This is a genomic window from Amycolatopsis sp. NPDC114478, from assembly GCF_055633805.1.
In genome coordinates this window covers 126,130-148,154 of sequence record NZ_JBVKDO010000018.1, presented here as the reverse complement: position 1 = coordinate 148,154, position 22,025 = coordinate 126,130, and the positions used below count along the sequence as shown (strand labels likewise).

General features: G+C 71.1%; 23 protein-coding genes. 8 read left to right on the top strand and 15 right to left on the bottom strand.

The window, feature by feature from the left end; translation table 11 throughout:
• Positions 1-22: 22 nt before the first annotated feature.
• Both ACZ7OH_RS38285 and ACZ7OH_RS38280 read right to left on the bottom strand, forming a co-directional pair.
• Positions 23-2,629, bottom strand: coding sequence for a hypothetical protein (locus ACZ7OH_RS38285; RefSeq protein ID WP_470285355.1), 2,607 nt, complete (start codon positions 2,627-2,629; stop codon positions 23-25).
• Positions 2,630-2,692: 63 nt separating this feature from the next.
• A complete protein-coding gene (locus ACZ7OH_RS38280; RefSeq protein ID WP_470285354.1) occupies positions 2,693-3,235 on the bottom strand; it encodes a TetR/AcrR family transcriptional regulator in 543 nt (180 codons plus the stop codon).
• 60 nt (positions 3,236-3,295) lie between these two features.
• On the opposite strand from ACZ7OH_RS38280, the gene ACZ7OH_RS38275 reads away from it, so the two are divergent.
• From ACZ7OH_RS38275 to ACZ7OH_RS38255, 5 genes are all read left to right on the top strand, one after another.
• On the top strand, positions 3,296-3,991 hold the full coding sequence (locus ACZ7OH_RS38275) for an NAD(P)-binding protein (protein ID WP_470285353.1): 696 nt from the start codon (positions 3,296-3,298) through the stop codon (positions 3,989-3,991).
• Between the two features lie 130 nt (positions 3,992-4,121).
• Positions 4,122-4,625 (top strand): FAD-dependent monooxygenase, encoded by a 504-nt coding sequence (locus ACZ7OH_RS38270; protein ID WP_470285352.1) that lies wholly within the window; start codon positions 4,122-4,124, stop codon positions 4,623-4,625.
• Between the two features lie 28 nt (positions 4,626-4,653).
• A complete protein-coding gene (locus ACZ7OH_RS38265; protein WP_470285351.1) occupies positions 4,654-5,250 on the top strand; it encodes a sulfite oxidase-like oxidoreductase in 597 nt (198 codons plus the stop codon).
• The gene (locus ACZ7OH_RS38260) at positions 5,220-5,951 is read left to right on the top strand and encodes a ferredoxin reductase (protein WP_470285350.1); all 732 of its coding nucleotides are present in this window, start codon (positions 5,220-5,222) and stop codon (positions 5,949-5,951) included. The genes ACZ7OH_RS38265 and ACZ7OH_RS38260 overlap by 31 nt, the downstream gene beginning before the upstream one ends.
• A gap of 1 nt (position 5,952) precedes the next feature.
• A complete protein-coding gene (locus tag ACZ7OH_RS38255; RefSeq protein WP_470285349.1) occupies positions 5,953-6,216 on the top strand; it encodes a DUF6510 family protein in 264 nt (87 codons plus the stop codon).
• Between the two features lie 14 nt (positions 6,217-6,230).
• On the opposite strand, the gene ACZ7OH_RS38250 is transcribed toward ACZ7OH_RS38255, so the two are convergent.
• The 10 genes from ACZ7OH_RS38250 to ACZ7OH_RS38205 all read right to left on the bottom strand — a co-directional run bounded on the left by ACZ7OH_RS38250 (position 6,231) and on the right by ACZ7OH_RS38205 (position 15,556).
• Positions 6,231-6,728 (bottom strand): LeuD/DmdB family oxidoreductase small subunit, encoded by a 498-nt coding sequence (locus ACZ7OH_RS38250; protein WP_470285348.1) that lies wholly within the window; start codon positions 6,726-6,728, stop codon positions 6,231-6,233.
• Positions 6,725-7,972 carry a 3-isopropylmalate dehydratase large subunit gene (locus tag ACZ7OH_RS38245; protein WP_470285347.1) on the bottom strand — a complete coding sequence of 416 codons (1,248 nt, stop codon included), beginning with the start codon at positions 7,970-7,972 and terminating at the stop codon, positions 6,725-6,727. Before ACZ7OH_RS38245 ends, ACZ7OH_RS38250 begins: the two co-directional genes overlap by 4 nt.
• Positions 7,969-9,249 (bottom strand): aconitase/3-isopropylmalate dehydratase large subunit family protein, encoded by a 1,281-nt coding sequence (locus ACZ7OH_RS38240; RefSeq protein WP_470285346.1) that lies wholly within the window; start codon positions 9,247-9,249, stop codon positions 7,969-7,971. Before ACZ7OH_RS38240 ends, ACZ7OH_RS38245 begins: the two co-directional genes overlap by 4 nt.
• Positions 9,246-9,758, bottom strand: coding sequence for a LeuD/DmdB family oxidoreductase small subunit (locus ACZ7OH_RS38235; RefSeq protein WP_470285345.1), 513 nt, complete (start codon positions 9,756-9,758; stop codon positions 9,246-9,248). Before ACZ7OH_RS38235 ends, ACZ7OH_RS38240 begins: the two co-directional genes overlap by 4 nt.
• A 45-nt stretch (positions 9,759-9,803) precedes the next feature.
• Positions 9,804-10,883 (bottom strand): ornithine cyclodeaminase family protein, encoded by a 1,080-nt coding sequence (locus tag ACZ7OH_RS38230; RefSeq protein WP_470285344.1) that lies wholly within the window; start codon positions 10,881-10,883, stop codon positions 9,804-9,806.
• On the bottom strand, positions 10,880-11,923 hold the full coding sequence (locus ACZ7OH_RS38225) for an aminopeptidase P family N-terminal domain-containing protein (protein ID WP_470285343.1): 1,044 nt from the start codon (positions 11,921-11,923) through the stop codon (positions 10,880-10,882). Before ACZ7OH_RS38225 ends, ACZ7OH_RS38230 begins: the two co-directional genes overlap by 4 nt.
• A complete protein-coding gene (locus ACZ7OH_RS38220) occupies positions 11,920-13,059 on the bottom strand; it encodes a M24 family metallopeptidase (RefSeq protein WP_470285342.1) in 1,140 nt (379 codons plus the stop codon). The genes ACZ7OH_RS38225 and ACZ7OH_RS38220 overlap by 4 nt, the downstream gene beginning before the upstream one ends.
• Before the next feature lie 26 nt (positions 13,060-13,085).
• On the bottom strand, positions 13,086-14,474 hold the full coding sequence (locus tag ACZ7OH_RS38215) for an MFS transporter (protein ID WP_470285341.1): 1,389 nt from the start codon (positions 14,472-14,474) through the stop codon (positions 13,086-13,088).
• Between the two features lie 69 nt (positions 14,475-14,543).
• On the bottom strand, positions 14,544-15,017 hold the full coding sequence (locus ACZ7OH_RS38210) for a MarR family winged helix-turn-helix transcriptional regulator (RefSeq protein WP_470285340.1): 474 nt from the start codon (positions 15,015-15,017) through the stop codon (positions 14,544-14,546).
• Between the two features lie 404 nt (positions 15,018-15,421).
• Positions 15,422-15,556, bottom strand: a complete 135-nt coding sequence (locus tag ACZ7OH_RS38205) for a hypothetical protein (protein ID WP_470285339.1) — start codon at positions 15,554-15,556, stop codon at positions 15,422-15,424.
• A 231-nt stretch (positions 15,557-15,787) separates the two neighbouring features.
• On the opposite strand from ACZ7OH_RS38205, the gene ACZ7OH_RS38200 reads away from it, so the two are divergent.
• Positions 15,788-17,725 carry a potassium transporter Kup gene (locus ACZ7OH_RS38200; protein ID WP_470285338.1) on the top strand — a complete coding sequence of 646 codons (1,938 nt, stop codon included), beginning with the start codon at positions 15,788-15,790 and terminating at the stop codon, positions 17,723-17,725.
• Between the two features lie 226 nt (positions 17,726-17,951).
• On the opposite strand, the gene ACZ7OH_RS38195 is transcribed toward ACZ7OH_RS38200, so the two are convergent.
• Positions 17,952-18,422 (bottom strand): nitroreductase/quinone reductase family protein, encoded by a 471-nt coding sequence (locus ACZ7OH_RS38195; RefSeq protein WP_470285337.1) that lies wholly within the window; start codon positions 18,420-18,422, stop codon positions 17,952-17,954.
• 82 nt (positions 18,423-18,504) lie between these two features.
• Between ACZ7OH_RS38195 and ACZ7OH_RS38190 the strand changes: the two genes are divergently transcribed.
• Entirely contained in the window at positions 18,505-19,122 is a 618-nt protein-coding gene (locus ACZ7OH_RS38190) for a TetR family transcriptional regulator (protein ID WP_470285336.1), read from the top strand.
• A gap of 26 nt (positions 19,123-19,148) precedes the next feature.
• Here the strand turns inward: ACZ7OH_RS38190 and ACZ7OH_RS38185 are convergent, their stop codons facing one another.
• Together ACZ7OH_RS38185 and ACZ7OH_RS38180 are read right to left on the bottom strand one after the other, a co-directional pair.
• On the bottom strand, positions 19,149-20,270 hold the full coding sequence (locus ACZ7OH_RS38185; RefSeq protein ID WP_470285335.1) for an epoxide hydrolase family protein: 1,122 nt from the start codon (positions 20,268-20,270) through the stop codon (positions 19,149-19,151).
• Positions 20,271-20,310: 40 nt separating this feature from the next.
• Positions 20,311-21,174, bottom strand: a complete 864-nt coding sequence (locus ACZ7OH_RS38180) for a LysR family transcriptional regulator (protein WP_470285334.1) — start codon at positions 21,172-21,174, stop codon at positions 20,311-20,313.
• A gap of 91 nt (positions 21,175-21,265) precedes the next feature.
• Here ACZ7OH_RS38180 and ACZ7OH_RS38175 point away from each other — a divergent pair, with 91 nt between their 5' ends.
• Positions 21,266-22,009 carry an SDR family oxidoreductase gene (locus ACZ7OH_RS38175; protein WP_470285333.1) on the top strand — a complete coding sequence of 248 codons (744 nt, stop codon included), beginning with the start codon at positions 21,266-21,268 and terminating at the stop codon, positions 22,007-22,009.
• Positions 22,010-22,025: the final 16 nt, after the last annotated feature.

The following is a 22,025-nucleotide window of genomic DNA, read 5'->3' as shown; positions in this document are numbered from 1 at the left end:
AGCGGGGCCGCCGGTCACGCGACTAGTTGACGTACACCGAGTAGCCGATGCCACCCGATGTGGTGCCGTCGGCCGTGGTGCCCCGCACGATGACCGAGTAGGTGCCCCGGTCCGGTGGGGTCCACGTCATCGTCCCCGCACCCGAACGGTCCGCCGGCACGGTGAGCTCGTCCGTTACGGCGCCCCGATCGTTCTGGACGTAGTAGGTGTACGAGACGATGCCCGGCATCCCCGGCGTGAAGGTGAACGTCCCCGGTACACCAGCACCGCCCGACCACTCGCGTTCCGGGTACTCCTTGGACGACACGTACGGCGCGCTCAAGATGCTGAAGTAGTACGTGTTCTCCTGCGAGGACACGTTGTCGGCTGTCACCGTGTGCACCCGCAGGGTGTGGGAGGCCGAGCCGTCCGGCGGCAGCGGGGGCGTCCACGCCAGCACGGAGCGCCCGTTCTGCACGGCCACCTGCTGGAACGGGCCCCAGTCGAACGAGTACTCGAACGCCACCGCGCCCGGCTGGCGGGCATCGAAGGTGAAGCTGCCGGGGAACACCCGCGCGTTCGCCTGGAACTCCTTCGAGCTCACCGTCGGATCGTTCGTCACCGTCCACGTGAGGTTGTCCGTCGCCGACCACACGCCCGCCGCGTTCTTCGCGCGCGCCACCATCTCGTAGTCGCCGGTCCTCGGTGGGGTGAAGGTCGTCTTCGCGGTGTTCCCGCTGACCGGCACGGTCCACCTGGTCGCCGGGTCCGCCGTCAGCCAGTACTCGAACTCCACGGCGTTCGGCATCGGGGTGGTGAACGTGAACGTGGCGGCCTTGCCTTCCGTCCCGATGTCGCCCTCGTAGCCGATCTCCGGTCGCCAGGTGTTGAGCGACAACCGTTTCTCCGCCACCGGCGACAGCCCGCCGGACGCGTCGCGGGCCTGGACCCGCAGCAGGTTCTGGTCGGCCGAGGTGAACTCGACCGGCAGCGTGGCGGTTCCGTCCGCGTTCGCCTTGACCGTCCACTTCGTACTCTCGGCACTCGCGAACCAGTAGTCGTACTCGACGACGGCCGGCATCCTCGGGGTTGCCGTGTACGTGGCCGAGGTGCCCAGGTCGACGTTCTGGGGCCCGTTCACCACCGGTGACGCATCGACGAAGAACCGGTACTCCCGCTCCGGCGACGCCACGCCCGAGGTGTCGGTGCTGCGCACGAACAGCACGTGATCACCACCGGTGGCCGGCGTGATCGTCACCGCGGCGACGCCGTCCTGGCCGGCCCTGACCGTGGCGGACGCGCCGTCGTCCAGCCGGTAGTCGTACGCCACGACGTTCGGCATCCCCGGCGCGAACCGGAACACACCCGGCACGCCGATGCCGCCGTCCGGACCGCCCTGCGGCGGGTAGCGGTCGGACGTGACCGTCGGCCGCGTCTCCTTGACGATGAACGAGTAGTACGTGCTGAGCGAGAGGTTGCCCGCCCGGTCCCACGCCCGCACGACCACCGACTGCCAGCCGTTGGCCGTCGGCGTGTAGCTGACGGTGGCCGTGCCGTCGGGGCCCGCGGCGATCTCCCGCGTGTCCGCGCCGAAGTTGTAGTCGTACCGCACGACGTCGGTGGAACCGTTGGGGGAGAAGGCGAACTGCCCCGCCACGCCGACCCCGCCGCCTTCGGCGTTCGCCGGGTATGTCGCGGAGACAACGGCAGGCGCGTTCGGATCCGTGCGGTCGACGGTGAACCGGCAGGGGCCCGCCGTGGCCGACTTCGCCCCCCAGCTGTCCTGTGCGTACACCTCCCACGCGTAGGTGCCGTCGGCGAGGTCCGAGGTGTCCGGGTACGCCGCGGCGGGGCTGCCCGACCCGGCACCGGTGTGCCGTTGCGACGGGTCCGCCACCGGCCACCACGCGAACTGCCCGGACGTGAGGTCGCCGTTCGGGTCGGACACCTGCGCGCTCAGCTTCAGCTGGCTGCTCGCCAGTGCTCCGGTGCCGTCCTTGGCGCAGGGTGCGTCGTTGGTGCGGAGGTCGGCCGGCGTCGCGGGCGGCGCGTTGTCGACCACCCGCAGCGTCGGTGGGGCCGCGATCAGCCGGTAGAACGCCGGGTCCGCCTCGTGGGCTTCGGCGACGCGGAAGCCCAGCGTGAGGTGACGGTCCTTGTGGCCGACCGCGTCCCGCACCGCGGTGGTGACGTCGAACGTGGCGTTGTCGTCGATGCAGGTGCCGTCGGCGCCCCTGGACGCCACCCGGGTCCGCTCCGCCGGGCGGTTCTGCCAGGTCGTCTGCTTGGTGTAGGCGGAGGTCCGCCACACCTCGGTGGCGCGGCTGTCGCAGTCGGCGTAGTGCGTCTCGCCGGCCGACAGCAGCACCGTCGTGAACGGCTTGCCCCGCAACGAACTCAGGTCGAAGTCCACGTACGAGCGTTGGAGGTGCGGTGTGGTGTCCCACGTGCCGATCGGCAAGGTGCCGGATGGCTTGAAGTGGGCGGTGGTCGGTGCCGCCGAATCGACGTAACCCCAGGACGTCGCGGACAGTGTCGCTTCGGAACGCTGTTGACCAGCGGTTTCCGTTGCGGCCATCGCGCCTTCGGTGGCGGTGAGCGGTATGGCGAGCGCGACGGTGAGCAACGTCAGCGATCTTCGTAAGGTCATGCTGGCCCTCCCTGTTGCCTGTGAGCATGACGTACACGCCCGACGGGGAGGATCGGTTGCTCTCTACGGCGTGCCCGCGCGGAGGCCGGCCAGGACGACGTCGACGATCTTCTCCGCCACCTCGCGGGTGAAGGGGTGGCGTCGCCGGTTGGCGTAGAGGTACACCGGCCCGGACAGCAGTTCGGTGACGAAGTAGCTGTCGGCGGGCGGGATCTCGCCCTTCTCGGCGGCGCTGTCGAATCGTTCGCGGACCGCGGCGAGCCGCAGGTCGTAGACAGTTCGAACCGCCTCGTCGAGATCCGCGTTCACGGGAGCCGCGATGGTGGCCTGCATCAGGGCCCGGCCGATCGGGCTCGACAGGCGCTCGGACAACGCCAGCAGAAACCCGACCAGGTCGCGGCGAAGGTCGCCGGAGTCGTGCAGAGGTGCCGAGTCCTCCGCGTACCGCAGCAGCGCGTCGCCGACGAGTTCGGCCCGGTCCGGCCAGTTGCGGTAGACGCTGTTCTTGTTGACGCCCGCGAGTTCGGCGATTTCCTCGTAGCGCAGGCCGGTCACGCCGTTCCGGGCGACGAGCTCCGTGGTCGCCGCGAGGATCCGCGACCGCACGCGAGCGTTGCGACCACCCGGTCGCGCCGCTGGGCGCGCGTCGGTCGTCTCGGCGGGTGAGTGCGTGCGCTGAACACGGTGACGGCCGGCGGGATCGAGATCGCGTACGACCAGCGCGATTCCGGAGCGTCGGTCAACCCGCCCGACCCGTACGGCATCCCCGACCTGGCCGAGGACTGCGCCGCGCTGATCCGGGGACTGGTTCACCGCTCACCGGAGGCGGACGCGCGGCGGCTGGCCGCCACCCCCGGGGCGAGACTGGCGGTGATTCCGCGGGCACGTCACGGGCACTGGTCCCCGGCTCATCGCTATTTCTGTGGAGAACGCATGAACATTCTGGTTTCCGGCGCGGGCGTCGCCGGTCTTTCCCTCGGCCGGGACCTCGGGATGCGCGGTCATCGCGTCACGCTCGTCGAGCGGGCCGATCGGCTCCGCGGCAACGGTTCGCCCATCGACGTCCGCGGCGACGCGATCGAGGTCGCCGGGAAGATGGGCATCCTGCCCGCGGTCCGCCACGCGCGTATCCGGATGACCGAGCAGGTGCACTTCGTCGACGAGAACGGTGCGGCCGTCGGCCGGTTGCCCGCCGACATCGGCGATTCCCCCGACGACATCGAGATCGCCCGCGAAGACCTGTCCCGGATCCTGGCCGACGCGCTGCCCGAAACCGTGGACTTGCGGCTGAGCGAGTCGGTGACCTCGATCGCCGAGCGCGGCGACCGGGTGGACGTCGGGTTCGCTTCCGGCACTTCGTAAAGCTTCGATCTCGTCCTCGGTGCCGACGGCGTGCACTCGGCGGTGCGGCGGCTGGTGTTCGGTCCGGAGCGGGACTGGATCCGCCATCTCGGTCTCTACGTCGCCATCGCCGACATGCCCGGCGAGGCCGATGTTCGCCTCGGACCCCCTCGACTACGACTACCGCGACGTCGAAGCGCAGAAGAAGATCCTTTACGACCAGTTCGCCGAATGCCGCTCGTGGAAGGTCCAGGCGATCCTCGACGCGGTGCACGACGATCCCGGCGTCTACTTCGACTCGGTCAGCCAGATCCACCTGCCCACCTGGCACCGGGGCCGGGTGGCGCTCGTGGGCGACGCCGCCTATTGCGCGTCCCCGCTCGCGGGCCGGGGCACGTCCCTGGCGATGACCGGGGCCCAGTTCCTCGCCGAGGAACTCGAGCGATCGGAGGGAGACCACGTCACCGCGTTCCCGCGCTACGAAGCCCGCCAACGGCCTTGCGTCGACTTCGCCCAGGGCACGGTCGAGGGGGGGAGGGGCACTTCTCGTGCCACCCACCCAGGACGCCATCGTCGCGCGGAACCGGCTGCTCCAGCCCGTCGCGGACGGTCGGTAGCGCGCCGGAACATCGCCTGCGGGCCCGTGGCGGGTTAAGGTGAGCGCCCGACGAGAGGGGAGTGCCTTGGCCGTGTTCAGCCGGGGGTTCCAAGGGCGGCGCGAGCGCGACGCCGGGCTCCCGCCGGGGCAGTACCTCACCGACGACTTCCCCGTCCTCTCGGCGGGGCCGACCCCGCCGGTGACGGCCGGCGACTGGTCGTTCACCGTCACCACGGAAGCCGGCGAGCGGACGTCGTGGAGCTGGGCGGACCTGATGGCGCTGCCCGCCGAGGAACCGACCGTCGACATCCACTGCGTGACCCGCTGGTCGAAGCTCGCCACCACCTGGCGCGGCGTGTCGCTCGACGTGCTGCTGGCCGACGTCGAGACCGCCGCCGACTACGCGATGGTCCACAGTTCCGGTGGCTACACCACGAACCTCCCGCTGGAGGACCTGCTCGACGGCAAGGCGTGGATCGTCTACGAGTTCGACGGTGAGCCCCTCGAACCGGTGCACGGCGGCCCCGCGCGGCTGCTCGTGCCGCACCTGTACTTCTGGAAGTCCGCCAAGTGGGTCAGAGGCCTGCAGATGCTGCCCGACGACGAGCCCGGGTTCTGGGAAGAGCTCGGCTACCACAACTACGGAGACCCGTGGCGGGAACAACGCTACGACGGCGACTAGACCACCGCCGCCGGACCGCCCGGCTCGTCGAGACCCGCGACGAGACGGCCACCGCGCGCACCCTCCGGTTCGCCGTGCCGGGCTGGCCTGGACACCTCGCCGGGCAGCACGTCGACCTCCGGCTCACCGCCGACGACGGCTACACCGCGCAGCGCAGCTACTCGCTGTCCGCGCCCGCCGACGGCGAGTTCGTCGAGGTGACCGTGCAGCTGGTGCCCGGCGGGGAGGTCTCGCCCTACCTCGTGCGCGACATCGAGGTCGGCGACGTCGTCGAGGTGCTCGGCCCGCTCGGCGGCTGGTTCGTGTGGCGGCCGGAGCAGCCGGAGCCGGTGGTGCTGATCGGCGGCGGCTCGGGCGTCGCCCCGCTGATGGCAATGGTGCGCGCCCGCTCGGCGGCCGACCCGCCGTTCCGGCTGCTCTACTCGGCCCGGACCCCGGCCGACGTGTACTTCGCCGGCGAACTGAGCGGTCCGGGGCGGGTCGTGCTGTACACGCGGGAGGCACCCGATGGCGTCGAGCGCGCGCCGCACCGGATCGACGCGGCCGACCTGACGGCGTACGGGCTGCCCGCGGCCGAGGAGCCGACGTGCTACGTGTGCGGGCCGACGCCGTTCGTCGAGACCGTCACCGGTCTGCTGGTCGACGCCGGGCACGATCCCGGCCGCGTGCGCGCGGAGCGGTTCGGAGCGAGCGGAGGGTGAAATGACGGACGCACACATCAACGGGAACGTCCTGGCCGGGCCCCTGAGCAGCGTGTTCACCGCCGACGTCACGAGCGCGACGGCGGTGTGCGCGGGCTGCGGCCGGTCCGATCGCCTCGCCGCGGCGGCGGTGTACGGCGCCCCGATGGGGTACATCGCGCGGTGCCCCGGCTGCGACCAGGTGCTGCTGCGCTACACCGAAGTCCCCACCGGCGCCACCCTCGACATGCGCGGGATCGCCACGCTGCGGCTGACGACGGGCTGACCGGGGAGGCCGTCCTACCGGAACACCTCCGGCCGGTTCTTGGCGAAGGCGATCAACCCTCCGGCGTCGAGCATCTCGACCAGGAACGGGTCGGCGGCCGCGCCGCGCACCGTCGTCCCCGTCGTCAAGTTCGTGAACTCGCCGCGGGTGAGGTCCACCCGCACCCGGTCGCCGTCCACCGCGAGGTCGGGGTTGCGGCCGATCTCCAGGGCCGGCAACCCGATCTCGAAGCAGTTGCGGTAGAACGTCCGCGCGAACGTCTCCGCCACGACGCAGCCGATCCCGGTCGCCTGCAGTGCCTTCGTGGCGATCGCGCGGCCCGACGACTGGCCGAAGTGCTTGCCCGCGACCACGATGTCGCCGGGGCGCACCTGCTTCGGGAACTCCGGGTTGAGGTCCTCCAGCACGTGCCGCACCAGCACGTCCATCGGTTCGAACACGTACTGCGTCTTCACGAGCCGGTCGGTCGGGATGTTGTCCCCGAACCGCCAGCAGCGGCCTTCGAACTTCACGCGGTCCTCCCTGCGATGACGCCCGCCACGGCCGACGCGGCGACGGTCTCCGACGACGCCAGGTACATCGACGCGTCGGGACTCCCGTTGCGGCCGGGGAAGTTGCGGGCGTGCGTGGAGATCATCGCCTCGTCCGCGGCCAGCGCGCCCATGTTGTACGCCTGGTTCGAGCCCGTGCTCGGCGGGAACCACGTCGCACCCGCCTCGTGCAGCGCGAGCACCAGCCCCTCCCGCGCCGCCTCGGCGAACACCTCGCGGCTGGACGGCACGAGGTGGAACCGCACGTCCGGGTGGACCCGGTGCCCGGCCAGCACCGCGGCCGCCGCGCGGAAGTCCTCGAGGCGGCCGCCGCCGTGGCCGCCGAGCTCGGCGTACTGGATCGGCGTGCCCGCCACCTCGGTGACCGGCTTGACGTTGCCGACGGTCGGCGGGCACGCGACCTGCGGGTCCACCTCGCCGACGTCGAAGCGCAGCACGTGCGCCGCCTCTTCGCCGTCGCCGCGTACCAGCAGGTCCGGCCCGTCGCCCGGCAGCGTCCGCACGAACGCCTCGGTCACCTCGTCGGGTTCGACGAAGCTGCACTTCGCGCCGAGGTCCACGCACAGCAACGGAAAGAGCCACCTGTCCCAAAAGGACAGTCCACGCACGTACGGGCCGCCGAACTCGACGGCCCGGTAGTTCAGCTCGCCCTCGCCGATGCGGCCGACGAGCCACAGCGCGACATCTCGCGGTGTCACGCCCGGCGTCGGCGTGCCTTCGAGGTGGACCCGGGTCGTCTCGGGCACCTTGAACCAGGCGGTCCCGTACGGCAGCACGGTTCCGGCGTGCGAGTCGTTGCCCAGCGCCACGGCCAGCGCCCCCAGCGTCCCGTGCACGGGCGTGTGGCTGTCGGAACCGACCACGATCATGCCCGGCTTGATGTGTCCTTTCCGGACGACCGCGTGGTGCAGGTTGCCGTTGCCGCAGTCGTACAGCGTGAGGCCGTGCTTGCGCGCCCACTCCCGGTTGTGCCGCAGCACCTCGGCCTGCTGCTCGGTCGGCGGGGCGAAGTGGTGGTCGAACACCAGCACGGCCCGTTCGGGATCGGGGATGGGCGCGTTGACGCGCTTCTCGTACACCTGCGACGTCAGGTACCCGGAGAGGTCGTGCATGATCAGCCGGTCGACCTTCGCGACGACGATTTCGCCGGGCTCCACCGAATCGCGGCCGCTCGCGCGGGCGAGGATCTTCTCGACGAGGTTCACGCGACCACCGCCGCCGCCACGATCTCACGCGGGTCGGTGATGACCCCGCGGATCGCCGAGGCCGCGGCCGTCGCCGGGCTCGACAGGAAGATCTTCGAGTCGTAGCTGCCCATGCGGCCCTGGAAGTTGCGGTTGGCCGTCGACAGCGTGGTCTCGCCGTCGGCCATCGCGCCACCGTTGCCCGCGCACGCGCCGCAGCCCGGGTTCGTGATCATCGCGCCGGCGTCGATGAGCTTCGTCAGCACGCCGTTCTCCGCCGCCTTCGCCATGATCTTCGCCGACGCGGGGGTCACGATGAGCCGCAGGCCCGGCGCGACGCGGTGGCCGGCGAGCACGTCGGCCGCGATCACGAGGTCGTCGTACTTGGCGTTGGCGCACGAGCCGATGAACACCTGGTCGAGCTTGGTCCCGGCGACCTCGCCGACGCCGACGACGTTGTCGACGGTGTGCGGCACGGCGATCTGCGGTGCCAGCACCGGCCCGTCGAGGCGCACGGTGGCCCGGTAGGTCGCGCCTTCGTCCGGCAGCAGGATGTCCAGCTCGTCGCGCGGCACCCCGGCCTCGTCGAGGTAGGCGAGCGTGGTGGCGTCCGGGGCCACGTAGGCGTTCTTGGCGCCCATCTCCATGGCCAGGTTGCAGAACGTCATGCGTTCCGACACGGACATGCCTTCGACGTAGGAGCCGGAGAACTCGGCCGACTCGTAGGTCAGCCCGTCGGCGCCGAGGTCGCCGATGAGCTTGAGCATGACGTCCTTGGCGTACACGCCGGGGGCGAGATCGCCGTCGATGACCACGCGGACCGATTCGGGTACCTTGACCCACAGCTTGCCGGTGACCCACGCGGCGGTGATCTCGCTGAACCCGACACCGGTGCCGAAGGCGCCCAGCGCGCCGTAGATCGTGGAGTGCGAGTCGGTGCCGATGATGAACTGCCCGGGTCGCACGAGCCCGTGCTCCATGAGCACGATGTGCGCGATCCCGCTGTTGACGTCGAAGAAGTTCTTCACTCCCATCTTCGTCGCGAATTCGCGGCACAGCGCGTGGTCGGCGGCCGTCTTCGCGTTCATGGCGGGGGAGAGGTGGTCCATCACCATCGCCACGCGGTCGACGTCGAAGAGCTGCTCGACGCCCATCTTCTCCAGCGTCCGGATGCACCGCCAGCTCGCGGTGTGGCTCATGTACAGGTCCGGGTACGCGTCGACGATCCGCCCGGGCGCGAGGTCAGCGACCCCGGACGCGCGCTCGATCGCCTTCTGCGCAAAGGTCTTGCCGGTCATTTCGTTCCTCCCGCGGCGAAGCTCGCCATCAGGTGCGGGATCAGGCCGCCGTCGGCCATGATCTCCCGCAGCACCGGCGGGTACGGGCTGAACGGGAAAGTCTGCCCGCCCGTTTCGACCGTGCCCGCGTCGTAGTCGACCCACAGCTCGGCGCCGTCGGTGGCCGCTTCCGCCGCGGCGGGCGATTCGACCGCGACGAGCCCGGTGTTGATCGCGTTGCGGAAGAACACGCGGGAGAAGGAGGCGGCGACGACCGCCTTGATCCCCGCGCCGATCAGGCACGTGGCCGCCTGCTCCCGCGCGCTGCCGCAGCCGAAGTTGCGCCCGGCGACGATGACGTCGCTGGCCCGCAGCCGTTGTTGGGTTTCCGACCCCAGCGGCTCGAAAGCGTGCTCGGCGAGTTCCGCCGGGTCGATGCTGACGAGGTAGCGGCCGGGGATGATGACGTCGGTGTTCACGTTTTCGCCGAAGGTGATGACCTTGCCCCCGACCCGATGTGCACTGCCCATGGTTTGCGTCTCCGCTCGAAGGTCCGGTGGTGGCCGCGCGCCCGGTCAGGGGCTGGTCTCCTCCAGGAACCAGTCGGTCGGCACGGTGTTGCCCAGGTTGCGCTGCTCGGCCAGCGCGAGCGCCCGCGCGCAGACCGCGGCGAACTGGATGCCCATGCCGGTGTTGTTGGCGAACACGGTGATGTCGTCGGGGCTCGTGCGGCGGGGCGCGTCGCCCAGCAGCAGGTCACCCAGCTCGCGGATGTCGTCCCACTGCATGAGGCCGCGCTCGACGGGCCCGAGGATGTCGTACTGCTTGTCGTGGTGCACCTGCTCGCGCGAGAGCACGGTGATGCGCGCCGCGCGGTCGAACGTCGTGTCGTCGAGCTCGCGGCGGGTGGCCGTGCCGTCCGGCGAGGTGATCGCCGTGACGTGCGTGCCGGGGTCGAGCCACGCGCCGTCGAAGCACGGCTCCATGGCCGCGGTGGCGCAGGTGACGATGTGGCAGCCCGCCACGGCGTCACGCCGTTCGTCGACGGCCACGATCTTGCGGCCGGTCTTTTCGCTCCACACGCGCGCGAACTCCTCGCGGTGCCCGGCCGTCGGGCTGTAGACGCGCACTTCTTCGATGCCCGGCCGCACCATGAGCAGGCACTCGAGGTGGGCCTCCGCTTGCCAGCCGGAGCCGAACATCCCGGCGACGGTCGCGTCCGGGTTCGCCAGCTCGCGGATGCCGAGCGCCGAGGTGGCGCCGACGCGCATCTTCTGGATGAAGCTGTCGTGCATGATGGCCAGCGGTTCCAGGGTGGTCAGGCTGTAGAGCGTGACGAGCCCGACGTACCGGCCGCCGGGCGCGGCCGGGATGAGCCGCCGCCGCTGCACGCCGCTCGGCAGCGTCTCGACGCCGGCGATGTCGGACGTGATCCGCAGCGCCCACACGCCGCTGGAGACGTTGCCGCCTTCCTGGGACTTGAACCGGAAGCGGAAGCCGGGGTGGCGGCGGTCCTCGACCGGGAAGTACGTGTGGTTGCGCGGCCGGTTGGCGCCCTGGCCGGACGACAGCTCCCGGTAGGCGGTTTCCAGCGCGTCGAGCGTTTCGCCGGCGGTGAGCACCTGCTCGATGTCGCCGTTGGAAAGGATCCTCACCGTCGTGCTCCTGTCAGGTGTTCGGGTTCGCCGTCGGTGACGCGAACGGTTTCGGCCACGGCCGCGCTGCCGCCGTCGGCGAACGCGACCTCCACGGACACCGCGCCCGCCTCGCCGTCGGCCAGCACGGTTCCGGGTTCCTGGGCGCGGAATTCGCCCGCGGTGGACAGGTCCGCCTGGTTGACCCAGCGGACCTCGGTTTTCGCGCCTTCGGGCAGCTTTGCCAGCGCGGGGGCGGCGGCCTCGGCGAGGGCGCCGACGGTGGTGCCGGACCGGGCCGCGGCGATCGCCTTCGCGAGCGCCTCCTTCAGGGCGTCAGGCCAGCCGCCGTCGTCGAGCACCCGGCTGGCGTACACCCAGTTCATCCGGTACTGACCGGTGACGGCGAAGGACGTCACACCATCCGAAGTGGACAGCGAGAGCGGGTACAAGTCGAGGAAACCGCCGCCACGCAGGGCGCGTTCGACGATCTCGACGCGGCTGCTCGCGGTGCTGCCCGCGACCGTCGCCTTCGCCGCTGCGTCGTCCAGGATCCGGCCGGCCGCGCGCAGCAGCTCGGTCTCGGCCGCCGACGGCACCAGCCGCTGCTCGCGCACCAGCCCGCCGAGGCGGCGGACCTCCCAGCCGGGTACGGCGTCGACGATCTCACCGGCCACCTCGGCGGGCCACAGGGCGGCATCGACCAGACCGACCGTGCCGTTTTCTCGGCCCTGTACGTACTTCGCGACGAGGTCGGCGAAGTTCTTGCCGCTGCCGAACTCCGTGACCGTCGACGATCGCCGCATCCAGTTCTGCACGCGCAGCGAAAGCTTCGTCAGGAACGTGACGGGCCCCTCGGCGGGAATCGCGAGCACGCCCTCGTTCCAGTAGAGGCACAGGTTGGTCAGGTAGGCGAGGTCGTCCGAGCGGGACACGTCGGCGTAGACGAGGGCGACGTCGACGCCCTCGGCGGCCATGGCCCGCTGCAGCGCGGCCACGCGGTCGTGCCACTCCCGGTCGGGGACCTCCGCGGGATCGAGTACGTGCAACCCTCGTTTCACGCCATGGCTCCTGTCTCGAACAGCTTGCGTTCGGTCGTGATCAGCACTTCGCAGCCGTCGGCGGTCACGCGCACCGGGTCGCCGAGCACGTGGTAGCCGGCCAGCGGCGTGTAGGTGTTGGGGTGGATGATGAACACGGAGTTCTCGGGCAGCACCGTGTGGTTGCCCTCGATGATCGGCGTCTCGTCGAGGTGCAGGCCGTGGCCGTGCCCGCGCACGCGGGTGTACTCGCTCGTGCAGTACTCGCCGTAGCCGTGCTTGCGGAACACGTTGTTCTGCGCCACGGCGACTTCGTGGGCGGTGATGCCCGGCCGCACCACGGAAATGCCCGCTTCGACGGCTTCGTTGAAGAGGTCGAACGACTCGCGCTGCCCGTCATCGGCCGTGCCGACCACGGCGGAGCGGCAGATCTGCAGCCAGTAGCCGTCCATTTTGGGCGTCAGCTCGGTGCGCACCAGGTCGCCGGGTTCGAGCCGCCGGTCGCCGGGCGGGGTCATGCCGCGGACCTCGTCGCGGCCCGACGCGATGAGCATGAAGTTGTCCTCGGCACCGAGGTTCTTCAGCCGGGCCTCGACCTCGGCGACGATCCGGTACTCCGGCAGCCCGGGCTCGAGCACGTCGACGAACGCTTCCCAGCCCGCGGCGCACACCACGGCGCTGCGCCGCATCCGGGTCAGCTCCCACTCGCTCTTCACGAGCCGCGCGGTGTCGAGCAGCTTCGTCGCCGAGACGACTTCGGCGCCCGGCGCCGCGGCGCGGATCGTCTCCATGAGCACGAGTGGCACGAGCTCGTGGAGCGCGATCCCGATGCGCCGCGGCGCCAGCTCCTCCAGGACCACGCCCAAGTCCGCGGGGTTCTCCGGGTCGAGACGGCGGGCTTCGCCGACCCAGCCGTGCGCGGTGAACGCCGTGAGGTCCGACGGCCGCGTCGAGAAGGCGACGGCGTCGCCCTCGGCCGGGAAGACGACCAGCGTGGCGCTGCCGGCCGGGGTCACGTCGGTGAAGTAGCGGATGTTCTCGCGCCGCCAGGCCGGGCCGTAGGCGAGCACGACGTCGAGGTCCTGCTCGGCCATCGCGTCGCGGACCTTGCGCTGCCGCAGCCGCAGCTCCGCCTGATCGGCGTGGTCGATCGTCATCGTTCCTCCACTGTGCGGTGGGTGGGTCAGGAGCGGGCCATCGCACGCGTGGCCGCCACCGGTGCCCCGGTGATCTCCCGGGTGATCTGCTCGACGGTGCGGCCGCGGGTCTCGAAGGTCGCCACCAGCGCGGCGAGCCCGGCGAGGACCGAGATGACCCCGAAGAGCAGGAAGAACAGGAACTGCGAGGTGTGCATGGCCAGGACGAAACCGGCCAGCGCCGGCATGACGAGCCCGCCGACCTTCTGCCACGCCGCGGCCCAGCCGAGCCCGGTCGCGCGGCTCGCGGTCGGGTAGAGCTCACTGGCGTAGGCGAAAAGCGTGCTGCCGGCGAGGCCGCTGCCGAAGAACGTCGCCAGCGAGCCGAGCAGGATCACCGCGCCGGCCGCGGACGTGGTGCCCCAGAGCAGGCACAGCAGTCCACTGAGGACGAACCCGGCGCCGAGCACCACGCGGCGGCCGATCCGGTCGATCAGCTGCCCGGCCAGGAGGGCGCCGACCACGCCGGCCGTGGTGATGATCGCCGTGTAGCCGAAGCTCCTGAGCAGCCCCGCACCTTGCTTTTCGAGGATCGAGGGCAGCCAGCTGGAAAGCCCGTAGAGGAACGCCCCGGCGCAGACCTCCATGAACCAGAGGGCGACCGTGTAGCGCAGGTAGCGCCGGGCGACGAGCGTGCGCACGGTGCCGCGGGTTTCGGGCGCCTCGGGGTGCTCGGCGGGTGCGCTCGTGGCGGTGCCGCGGCAGAGCGTGTCGACGATCGCCGTCCCGGCGGCGAGCCGGCCGCGGCGCAGCAGGTAGCGCACCGACTCCGGCAGCGTGGCCAGCATGGCGGCACCGACGAGCACCGGCACGGTGGCGATCGCGAACATCGCCCGCCAGCCCCACACGGGCACCACGGCGGTCCCGACCGCAGCGGCGGTCGGCAGGCCGATCAGCCAGGCGGCCGTGGCCGCGGTGACGAGCGGCCCGCGGTGGCGGGACGGCACGAACTCCGCGATGTAGGGCAGGGCCACGGCGATCTCCGCGCCGAGCCCGATGCCTTGCAGCGCCCGGAAGGTGAGGAGCGCGCCGAAGCTGCTCGCGAAAACGGCGGCCAGCGAGAACAGCGCGTAGACCATGATCGTGATGGCCAGCGGTACTTTCCGGCCGAACCGGTCGGACACGGTGCCGGCGACGGCCGCGCCGACGAGCATGCCGGCGAACAGGACCGAGGAGAACACCCCGGCCGATTCGCTGGTGAGGTGGAACGTCTTGACGACGCCCGGCAGGACGACCCCGGTGAGGTTGATGACGAACCCGCACAGGAAGTGTCCCAAGAGGACGGTTACGTAGATTCCGAGGTGCCGCGCGGTGAACGCCGACTCGTCGAGCCGGGCGAGCACCGCGCGGGACGCGGCGGTGGGGGACGGGGGCATGGCGGGCCACCTCTCTGTGGCATGGACCAGCGGTTGTGCGCTCTGCGGACCCCCCTTGGTCTTCGCCGGCTACCGGTCGTCGAGGTTGCCCCGGACGCCGTGGTAGAGCTGGGAGAGCGTGGGCAGGAGCTGGTCGCGGACCTCGGGGGTGAGGCCCGCGGTGAGTTCGGCGGTGAACTTGTCGAGCGCCCGCCGTGCGGCGTCGCGCGCGTCGACCCCTCTGGCGGTCAGGTCGAGCTGCATGGTGCGCCGGCTCGTGGCCGACGGGCGGCGGGACAGAAGTCCCTGGTTGACCAGCTTGTCGACGCTTTCGGACATGGTCGACGGGTTGCGGTGCGCGAGCTTGCACAGCGCGGTGAGCGACGTGTGCCCGGCCCCGACGCGCGAGAGGATCCGGTACTGCCGGATGGTGAGCGGCTGGTCGAGGCCCGCCAGCAGCTCCGTCTGGAGCCGCGTCAGCCGCCCGCCCAGGGCGAGGAGGACCTCGCCGAGGGTGGCGTCCGGCCCCGGCTCGTCGAAAGTCGCGGTGTCGCGAGCGGACATTTAGGCCCCCGTATGTTCCGGTACCCGAAGTGTTGCTGGGCCCGACTATACGTCCGGGGAAGCTCGCTGCAAAGAGCCGATTCCACGACAGCGCTCGGCGCCGGCTTCGCGCGGTTCGCAGTCGCGGCGGGCGCAGGTCGCTGCGTTCCGAGCCGGGTCAGCTCGGCGCGTTCGACCACGGTCTGCTCGGCGGGACGCGGGGTCCTGCCGAGGATCCGCTGCGGGCAGGCTCTCAGGCCCGGCTCGAACCACTCCCGCGGCGACACCGGCGCGGAGACGGGTGCGCGGAATCGACTACCGCGCCTCGAAGCGTGAGCTGATCGGCATCGAGGCGGCCGAGGTCACCGACGGCACCCGGTAGCTGCTCGACCTGGAGCACGCGGGGCCGGCCGGACTGGGTGGGTTCACCGCGGCGGCGGCACCCGGCGGGCGGCGGGATCGTCGTCGTGGGTTTCGAGCCACCTCCCGGCGAGGTGGAGGACGAGGGCCACCAGCGCGAAGCCGCCCACCAGCAGCAGCGCCCACCACAGATCGCTCATGGAGACGAGGGTGGACCTGGTGGATCAGCCCGGCGAGCTCCGCCGACGGGACCTTGACTGCGGCCTCGGCCGCGTTGACGTGGTCTTGACCCCGGGTGCGCGGCCGGGCGTTAAGAAACCGTCAATACGTGTAAAGCGCCCCGCGACCCGCCGCGACCGACGTCGTCCGGACACAGCGGATCGGTAGGGTTTCGCCTCGAGGTGCCAGGCGGACTGGCCGGAGGAGGACGCGTGAGCCAGCAGACGACCACGGCGGAGCGAACACCGTCGTCCGCCCGCGACGTGGCCCGGCTGGGTCTCGTGGTCGGCGCGCTCGGGGTGGTGTTCGGGGACATCGGCACCAGCCCGATCTACACGCTGCAGACGGTGTTCAACCCGGCTGACCCGCACCCGGTGCCGGTGAGCCCGGACAACGTGTTCGGCGTGGTGTCGCTGATCTTCTGGTCGGTGATGATCATCGTGACCGTCACCTACGTCCTGCTGGCCATGCGCGCCGACAACGACGGCGAGGGCGGCATCATGGCGCTGATCACCCTGCTGCGCCGCTGGAGCGGGCCGCGCGGCCAACGCGCCGCCGCCGTGCTGGCCGGGCTGGGCATCTTCGGCGCCGCGCTGTTCTTCGGCGACAGCATGATCACGCCGGCGATGTCGGTGCTGTCCGCCGTCGAGGGCCTGAAAGTCGTCGACGCGTCGTTCGATGACTGGATCGTGCCCATCACCGCCGTGATCGCGGTGGTGCTGTTCCTCGTCCAGAAGCGCGGCACGGCGGCGGTCGGGCGCGTCTTCGGGCCGGTGATGATCGTCTGGTTCGCGGTGATCGGCCTGCTCGGGGTCATCGGCATCGCCGGGCATCCGGAGATCCTCAAGGCACTTTCACCCACGTACGCGCTGGGCTTCATGATCGGCCACTTCGACATCGCGTTCTTCGCGCTGGCGGCGGTCGTGCTCGCGGTGACCGGCGCCGAGGCCCTCTACGCGGACATGGGCCACTTCGGCCGCAAGGCGATCACCCGGGGCTGGCTGTTCCTGGTGCTGCCCGCCTGCGTCCTCAGCTACTTCGGCCAGGGTGCGCTGATCCTCGAGGACCCGGCCAACACCAGCAGCCCGTTCTTCCTGCTCGTCCCCGGCTGGGGCCGCCTGCTGATGGTGCTGCTGGCGACGGCCGCGACGGTGATCGCGTCCCAGGCGGTGATCACCGGGGCGTTCTCGGTCGCGTCGCAGGCCGCCCAGCTCGGCTACCTGCCGCGGCTGCGGATCGCGCACACGTCGGAGACCGAGCGGGGCCAGATCTACGTGCCGTGGGTCAACTGGCTCCTGATGGTCTCGGTGCTGACGCTGATCTTCGCGTTCCGCAGCTCGGCCGCGCTCGCGTTCGCCTTCGGGATGGCGGTGACCGGCACGATCACCATCACCACGCTGCTGTTCTTCTACGTCGCCCGCGCCAAGTGGGGCACGCCGCGCTGGCTCATCGGGGCCGGCGCGACCGTGCTGCTGGTCGTCGACCTGCTGTTCGTCGGCGCCAACCTGACCAAGCTGGTGCACGGGGCCTGGCTGCCGCTGCTGATCGGCCTGATCGCGTTCACCGTGATGATCACCTGGCAGCGCGGACGGAAGATCGTGACAGCTGAACGTGAGCGTCGCGAAGGCTCGCTGCGGGAGTTCATCGACGAGCTGAGTGACCGCGAGATGCCGGTGCAGCAGGTCCCCGGCACGGCCGTCTTCCTCAACCGGGGCGGGCAGACCGCGCCGCTGGCGTTGCGGGCCAACGCCGAGCACAACCACGTGCGGCACGAACAGGTCGTCATCCTGTCGCTGGAGACCGAGCCGGTGCCCCGGGTGCCGGCCGGGCAGCGGGTGACCGTCGAGGACCTGGGCCATCGGGACGACGGGATCATCTTCGTCACCGCCCGCTACGGCTACATGGAGACGCCGGACGTCCCGGGCGCACTGGCGCAGCTGGACCCGGCGGAAACCGAGGGGCGGCTGAACCTGGCCGAGGCGTCGTACTTCCTGTCCAAGATCGAGCTGCAGCGCGGCCCCGAGCCGACGATGGCGGGCTGGCGCAAGCGCCTGTTCATCGCGACGTCGTACATCACCGCGGACGCCGCGGAGTACTTCAGCCTGCCGCGCGACCGCACGGTGATCATGGGCTCGCACATCGACGTGTGAGCACGCGTTCGGGTCACGCTGTTGCCGGGCGCGATTCATCGATGTGCCGGCGGGCGTAGCGGGCCAGGCGCTGCTGGGCCTCGGGGTATGAGGTGGCTGAGGTCGGCTGGGTTCCGTCTCGGACGGTGACCCGGTGCTGACGCGGCGGATGCCCGTTTCGGTCAGCTGGTCGAGTGTGCGGCCGGGGACGACGAGCACGTTGACCACCACGACCGAACGCCGTGGCCTATTCGGCCGGTGTGGTGCCGGCGGGTTCGAGTACGACCACCGGAATCGTCCGCTCGGTGTAGGTGGCATAGGTCGCGTACGGCTTGTAGATCGCCACCGCTCGCTCCCACAACGAGGCTCGCTCCGCGCCCTCGGCGACGCGGGGACGGACCCGCCGGCGTTCGCCGCCGGGGAGCTCCACTTCGGTGGTCGCCATCGCCATCAGGTTGTGGAACCACGCCGGATGCGCGTCGACGCCGCCTTTCGACGCGATGACGACCAGCCGTGGCGAGTCGTCGAGGTAGATCAGGGGGCTGATCCGGGCCTCGCCGGACTTGCGGCCGACGTGGTGGAGCAGCAGTACGGGCGCCCCACCGAAGAACGACCCGCCGATCTTGCCGCCGGTGCGCTGGAACAGGACCGTGTTGAGCCGGGCCAGCTGCCGGTTCAGCTTCCAGTAGCGAGAGGTCGGTGCGGGAGGTTTGGGCATGCCCGAAATACTGTCACCTCATGACACTTGTCGTCAACTGACAACTGTCTCTCGGTGACGTGGTTGCCGTACGCTGGCCGCCATGGAGAAGCTCGGCCTGCGGGAACGGAAGAAGCAGCGGACGCGGGAGGCGCTGATCGACGCGGCCCAGGCGCTGTTCTGCGCCCACGGGTTCGAGGCCACGACCATCGACCAGATCGCCGAATCCGTCGAAGTCTCGTCGCGGACGTTCTTCCGGTACTTCGCTTCGAAGGAGGACGTCGCGCTGGCCCTCGCCGACGAACAGATCACCGCGGTGCTCGACGCGTTCGCCGCGCAGCCGGCCGGCCGGCCGGTGCTGACCGCGCTGCGGACGGCCGCGGTCGAGGTCATGCGCACGTACGAAACCGACGCTCGCTTCCACGGCCTGCAGAACGTGATCTCGGTCAGCCCCGCGCTGACGGCCGCGCGCATCGAGCGGGCGACCGCCCGGTTCGACGAGGTGGCGCGCCTGGTCGGCACCCGGATGGGAGTCGACCAGGCCGTGGACCCCCGGCCGCACCTGGTGGTCTCGGTAGCGCTTTGCGCGGTCCAGACGGCCGTCGCCGCTTGGCGGGCGGCCGGCCACCAGGCCCCGGAGTCCGAGCTGACCGGCCAGGCGTTCGACTTGCTGGCCGCCGGCCTCGACTACCCCGCGGGAGGGGCTGTCGCCGGACGCTGAGTTCCGCTTCTCGTCGAGGCGGGACGTCAGCGGAAGAGCCGGAAGAACCCGCGAACCTGCTCGACCAGCGACTCCGGCTGCTCCAGCGCGGCGAAGTGACCACCGCGCGGCATTTGCTCGAACCAGCGCAGGTCGGTGAACCGCAGCTCGGCCTCCCGGCGCGACGGGCGGGTGATGTCGCGCGGGTAGACCGACAGCCCGGACGGTGCGGTGACCTTGTCCCGGAAATGGGCGAAGCTTTCCCAGTACAGGCGCGCCGAAGACGTGGCCGAGGCGGTGAACCAGTAGACCGAAACCTCGTCGAGGATCTTCCGGCGCGACACCGCATCCTCGTGGTGGCCGTCGTGGTCGGTCCAGGCCTGGAACTTCTCGGCGATCCAGGCGGCCTGACCGGCGGGGGAGTCGGTGAGGCCGTAGCCGAGCGTCTGCGGCCGCGTCGACTGGATCGCCGAGTACCCGCGGCCGGTGCGCTGGAACTCCTTCTCCGCGGCGAGGTTCGCCAGTTCCGGCGGTGTCGGGTCGTCGAACGCGCCCGCGGCCACCGACCCCAGGTTCAGGTGCACGGCAGCGACCCGCCCGGGCGCGACCTCGCCGAGCGCGCCGGAGACCGCCGACCCCCAGTCCCCGCCCTGCGCGCCGTACCGCTCGTAGCCCAGGGAAACCATCAGCGCGTCCCAGGCGCGGGCGATGCGGGTGACGCCCCAGCCGGTCGTCGACGGCTTGTCGCTCCACCCGTAGCCGGGCAGCGACGGGGCGACCACGTGGAAGGCGTCCGCGGGGTCGCCGCCGTGGGCGCGCGGGTCGGTCAGCGGGCCGAGGACGTCGAGGAACTCGAGCACCGAACCCGGCCAGCCGTGGGTGAGCACCAGCGGGAACGCGTCCGGCTCCGGCGAGCGGACGTGCAGGAAGTGCAGGCCCAGCCCGTCGATGGTGTCGCGGTACTGCGGGAAGGCGTTGACCCGTTCGGCGAACCCGAAGTCGTAGTCCTCGGCCCAGCTGCGGCAGAGTTCCCGGGTGTAGGCCAGCGGAATTCCCTGTGACCAGTCGTCGACCGGTTCGGGCTCGGGCCACCGCGTCCGGCGCAGCCGTTCGCGCAGGTCCGCGATCTCGGCTTCGGTGATGCTGACCTCGAACGGCTCGGCGGCCATCGCGCGTCTCCTTCCGTCGGCTCCCGCACCGGAACGACAGTCACGGCGACGCGGGCCCACGCGGATCCGGCACCAGCAGCCGTGCGGCCTCGCGGAACTGGGCCACCAGCGGGTTCGGGTCCCGCGTCCGCGACGCCACCACGACCCGGCAGGGCTCGAAACCCTCGACGGGAATCGCCGTCACGTCGTCGCGCAGCCGGAGGCGGTGGTCGCCGGCGGGCAACACCGCCACCGCGCTTCCCGACGCCACCAGTTCCAGCTTGTCCTCGAAGCTGTCGTCCGGCGCGGGCGGTGGGGTGCCGTCCTTCGGGGTGCTCCAGAGCGTCGGCGTCACCGCGCACGGCACCAGTTCCTCGTCACCCAGGTCGTCCGCCGAGACGACTTCCTTGCCCGCCAAGCGATGCGTGATCGGGACGAGCAGTACGCGTGGCTCCTCGTACAACGGCGTCACCGCCGCGGAGAACGCCAGCGGCTCGCGCGTGACCAGGGCGTCGACGCGGCCGTCGGCCAGCGCGCGCACGTCGTGCCAGCGCAGCAGCCGCGTCCGGACGCGCGCGTCGGGCCGGCGGTGGCGCAGCGCCTGCACCGCGGGTGTGACGACCAGGCCCTCGACGTACCCGATGGTGATTTCGCCGGGTGGGTCGGCGGCACGGGCGACGGACACGGCGTCGTCGGCGGCTTCGAGGACGGCGTGGGCGCGCGGCAGGAACGCTTCGCCGGCCGGCGTGAGGCTGGTTCCCCGCGGCGTGCGCGCGAACAGCCGCACGCCGAGCTGGTGCTCCAGGCGCTGCATCTGGCGGCTCAGCGACGGCTGGGCGAGGTGCAGGGCCGTGGCGGCGCGGCCGATGTTGCCGTGCTGAGCCACGACCGTGAAGTACCGGACCAGCCGCAGGTCGAGATCCACTCTTCGAGCGTACGCCGCCATGCACCGGCGGTATGGCGGCATGCGGAACGGGACTTGGACGCGGCGGCGGACCCGGCAGTTCACTCGGGGTATGAACGCTTACGAGGGAAAGAACGCCGTGATCACCGGCGGGAGCAGCGGCCTCGGTCTCGCGGCCGCCGAACTGCTGGTCGACCGCGGCGCCCGGGTGCTGATCACCGGGCGGGACAAGGAAAAGCTCGACTCCGCGCGCCGGCGGCTGGGCGAGCGGGCCACGGCGGTGCGCAGCGACTCCGCGTCGATGGCCGACATCGAGGAGCTGGCCCGGCTGGTCCGCGCGGAGTTCGACGCGGTGGACGCGGTGTTCGTCAACGCCGGGGTGACCGCCTTCGCGCCGTTCGAGTCGACGCCGGAAGCGCAGTACGACGAGCTGTTCGCCGTGAACACCAAGGGCCCGTACTTCACGGTGCAGAAGCTCGCGCCGCTGTTGCGCGAGGGCGCGGGTGTCGTGCTCACGACGTCGGTCGCCAACGAGAAGGGCCTGGACATGATCAGCGTCTATGCCGCGACCAAGGCGGCGTTGCGGTCGATGACCCGGTCGCTGGCGCGGGAATTGCTGCCCCGCCGGGTGCGCGTCAACGCCGTCAGCCCCGGACCGATCGCCACCGGCATCCTCGACGCGACCCTGCCGCCCGACGTCGCCGACCGGATGAAGGCCGAGATGCGGGCGCAGAACCCGATGCAGCGCTTCGGAGAGCCGGCCGAGGTCGCGGCGACGGTGGCCTACCTGGCGTTCGAAGCCACGTTCACGACCGGCGCCGAGATCCCCGTCGACGGTGGTGCCGCCCAGCTTTAGCGGGACGGCGAACCGC